Here is a 3,751-nt window from a genome sequence, read left to right as displayed (position 1 = left end):
TTACGGCTGGATACCTATCATTATTGGGTTGTCTTACCGTGCTCATGATAACAATGCAATATTTCTGTGATTCCTGCTTGTATATGTTCCATAGTCCTAAACTTTATCCGAAATAGTTCACTTATCCAATTCTAAAAAGAGTATGTTTTCATACTTTTTAGGTATGTTAAATTATTATTATAATAGGGTGCCTGTAAAAATAGAATTGAACCAAAATTCTATTTAACTCAAGCCAAATTAAACTAAAATTTATATAATTTTCAAATTCTTGAGCATTAAAAATTTAACAATAAAAAATATCAAGTTAAAATCTATTTCTTATCTACTTAACAGCACGAACATAGCCATTGTTATCATAAAAGGAATATTTATGAGATAAAATAGATAAATTTATGGATAAAAAACTTAGAAAACAAGGATAGATTTAGAATCTAAAATCAGAGCGCTCAAAATTCTGTGTCAAATGCTTAATGATTGTTGCCAGCAATGATCTAATAGTAGATGCGATCACAACATATAAAATGCATTGGGAAATAAAAGCTTTATTTAGCTGTTTGAAAAGTAGAGGATTTAATTTAGAGGATACACATTTAACTGATCTGATGAAATTGAAGCGATTGTTATCGGTATTTACGATAGCATTTTGTTGGGCATATCGCATGGGCATTTGGCATGGGCATTTGGCATCATGATGAAGTTAAACAGATCAAGTTGAAGAAGCATGGTCGCTTGTAGAAGAGCTTGTTTAGAGTAGGCTTCAATTTAATTTTTGAGGGTTTAAAATGAGACTGTAAATAAAACTGTGTAAATGCTTAAACTATCCCTCAACGCTGTTGAAGGCAACACAGGTGTTTACCATGAAAGATGAAGCAATGCTGGCATTAGCAAAAGAATTTACCAAGAACTAAAAAACAGAAGCTGACCTGAATAATTTCAGTAAAGCCTTAAAGAAACTCACCGTTGAAACTGCACTCAATGCTGAACTGACTGATGAGAAGCACTGCTTCACAAGGGCTATGAGAAGAACCGTCCTCGCAGAGACAAAAATACAGTAATGGCTACAGGATATTTTAATTGCCTATGTAGATGGCTTAAAAGGCTTTCCTGATGCGATTAATACGGTCTACCCTGATACCCTTATCCAATTGTGTATTATTCATATGGTACGCAATAGCTTGAAGTATGTTAGTTGGAAAGATTATAAGGCGGTTACGGCTGATTTAAAGTGAATCTACCAGTCGGTATCAGGTTTCACATAGTAAATGCACCCTAAAATCTCATACGTTGAATCCGAATTGCATTCATAATTGCCAATAAAGATACACCCACATCTGCAAATACAGCTTCCCACATCGTTGCAACACCACCTGCGCCCAAAATCAAGACAATGGCCTTGACTGCGAATGCCAAAGTAATATTTTGCCAGACAATTTTTTTGGTCTGTTTTCCAATATGAATTGCAACTGGAATTTTTGATGGTTTATCATCTTGAATGACGATATCCGCAGTTTCAATCGTTGCATCACTGCCCAATCCACCCATTGCGATGCCAACATCGCTCAACGCCACGACTGGTGCATCATTGACACCATCTCCCACAAATGCCACAGTTTCGTTTCTGGCTTTAATTTCCTTAACCTTTGCCACTTTATCTTCTGGTAACAAGTCACCAAAAGCATGATTAATACCCAATTGTCTAGCCACATGCTGCACAACGGTATTTTTATCCCCACTTAACATGGTGGTTTGGACATGTAATGCTTTTAGTTGGTCAATTGTACTTTGGGCATCGGATTTGATTTCATCGGCAATCGTAATATATCCGACAAACTGATTGTCATAGGCAACTGCAATCGTAGTATAGATGATGGAGGCAGGGTCAATATCATAATCAACATCAAACTTCTTCATGAGTTTGAAATTGCCGACCAATAATATTTTATCTTCGACCGTCGCTTTTAAACCATGCCCTGCAATTTCTTCGGCTTCTTTCAATACAAAATTTAAAGTCAGTTCACCAACATGCTGATGAATCGCTGTCGCCACAGGATGAGTACTGAGTTTTTCTAAAGCACTGACCATTTGCAACATATGTGTTTGATCAATATTTCTATTAAATACTACTTCCTGTACTTTAAATACACCTTCTGTCATGGTGCCTGTTTTATCCATCACTACATTCTGAATATTGGCCAAAGTGTCTAAAAAGCTACTGCCCTTGACCAAAATACCGTTACGACTTGCTGCACCAATCCCACCAAAATACCCTAGCGGAATCGAAATCACCAATGCACATGGACATGAAATTACGAGGAAAACCAGCGCACGATATAACCATTCACTAAATTGATAATTCTGGACAAAGAAATATGGTAGCAAACTAATTGCGATTGCCAAGAGCACCACGATCGGCGTATAAATTCGGGCAAATTTACGAATAAATAATTCCGTCGGTGCTTTTTGCGTAGTGGCATTTTGCACCATTTCTAGAATTTTACTGAGTTTACTATCGCTATAAGCCGTCGTGACTTCAATTTCTGTCACAGTATTTAGGTTTATCATACCCGCCAATACCGCATCACCTTGATATTTGGTATCAGGTTTACTTTCACCGGTTAAAGCAGCCGTGTTAAAAGCGCCATTTTTCGAACGTAAAATCCCATCCAGACCAACTTTTTCACCCACTTTAAGCTGTAAAAGATCACCAATTTGTGCCTGTGCTGCGGGAATTGTCTGCACCTTGCCATCTTGAATTCGATTAACCTGATCAGGACGTTGATCAAGTAAAGCCTTGATATTATTTTGCGCACGAGAAACTGCGATGGTTTGAAAGATTTCGCCTACCGCATAAAACAACATCACAGCAACAGCTTCAGGATATTCGCCAATTGCAAAGGCGCCAACAGTAGCAATACCCATCAATAAAAATTCTGAAAACACATCACCGTTTTGGATACTCTCTACAGCTTCCTTAAGCACTGGCAATCCAACTGGCAAATACGCCACAATATAAAACATGCTGCGGATCCAGCCACTAAACCAAGTAGGCTGCACAAAATGATCTAGAATTAATGAGGTGGCCAGTAAAATAAATGAAACTAACACAGGTAAAAATAATTTAAATACGCCACCGTCTTGTTGTAATTCATGATGATGTCCATGTGCATCACCCTCTTCGTTGTGTGGTGATGGTTTTTTGAATTCGACTTCGGGTTCACAACAACAGTTCTGCTTCTTCTCGTGTTCGTGATGCTGGTGCATTTCTATACCTTATCCTTGAATCCATCCTACTGTCATATGCAGAACAATGGACTCATCTATATTTGTTCATTAAATAAATATAAAGCAAGTAGCAGAAATCCCTGCCAACCATAATGACTCAATCTGTTTCAATCCATACTCGTGACTAAAACAGATTAACTCCTGTTGTTTACGCCGCTTTTTTTGCTTCAGATTGATTCATCCAGCGATAGATCACAGGCAATAGAATCAATGTCAACAATGTTGACGATATAATCCCCCCAATCACCACCGTTGCAAGTGGACGTTGAACTTCTGAACCTGTCCCTGTTGCCAATGCCATCGGTACAAAACCAAACGAGGCTACACACGCAGTCATTAACACTGGACGTAGACGTAAAATTGCACCTTGCCAAGTTGCATAATGCAAATCATAACGTTCACGTAATTCTTTAATAAAGGTCAACATCACCAAACCGTTTAATACTGCCACACCTGATAAGGCAATAAA

At 37.9% G+C, this 3,751-nt stretch carries 2 protein-coding genes and 1 pseudogene; 1 reads left to right on the top strand and 2 read right to left on the bottom strand.

Annotated features, from left to right (window positions below; genetic code table 11):
• Positions 1-1,058 precede the first annotated feature (1,058 nt).
• Positions 1,059-1,226 (top strand): annotated as a pseudogene (locus tag CRO21_RS17765) (transposase); the annotation flags it as partial.
• Positions 1,227-1,269: 43 nt separating this feature from the next.
• On the opposite strand, the gene CRO21_RS17330 reads toward CRO21_RS17765, so the two are convergent.
• On the bottom strand, positions 1,270-3,261 hold the full coding sequence (locus tag CRO21_RS17330) for a heavy metal translocating P-type ATPase (protein WP_097080547.1): 1,992 nt from the start codon (positions 3,259-3,261) through the stop codon (positions 1,270-1,272).
• 169 nt (positions 3,262-3,430) lie between these two features.
• Positions 3,431-3,751 (bottom strand): efflux RND transporter permease subunit (locus CRO21_RS17325; protein WP_171294088.1); only part of this gene is annotated, 321 nt, incomplete at its 5' end.

Origin of the sequence: Acinetobacter puyangensis, assembly GCF_900096995.1 — a bacterium.
GTDB lineage: Bacteria > Pseudomonadota > Gammaproteobacteria > Pseudomonadales > Moraxellaceae > Acinetobacter > Acinetobacter puyangensis.
This window is presented reverse-complemented; position numbering and strand designations above follow the sequence as displayed.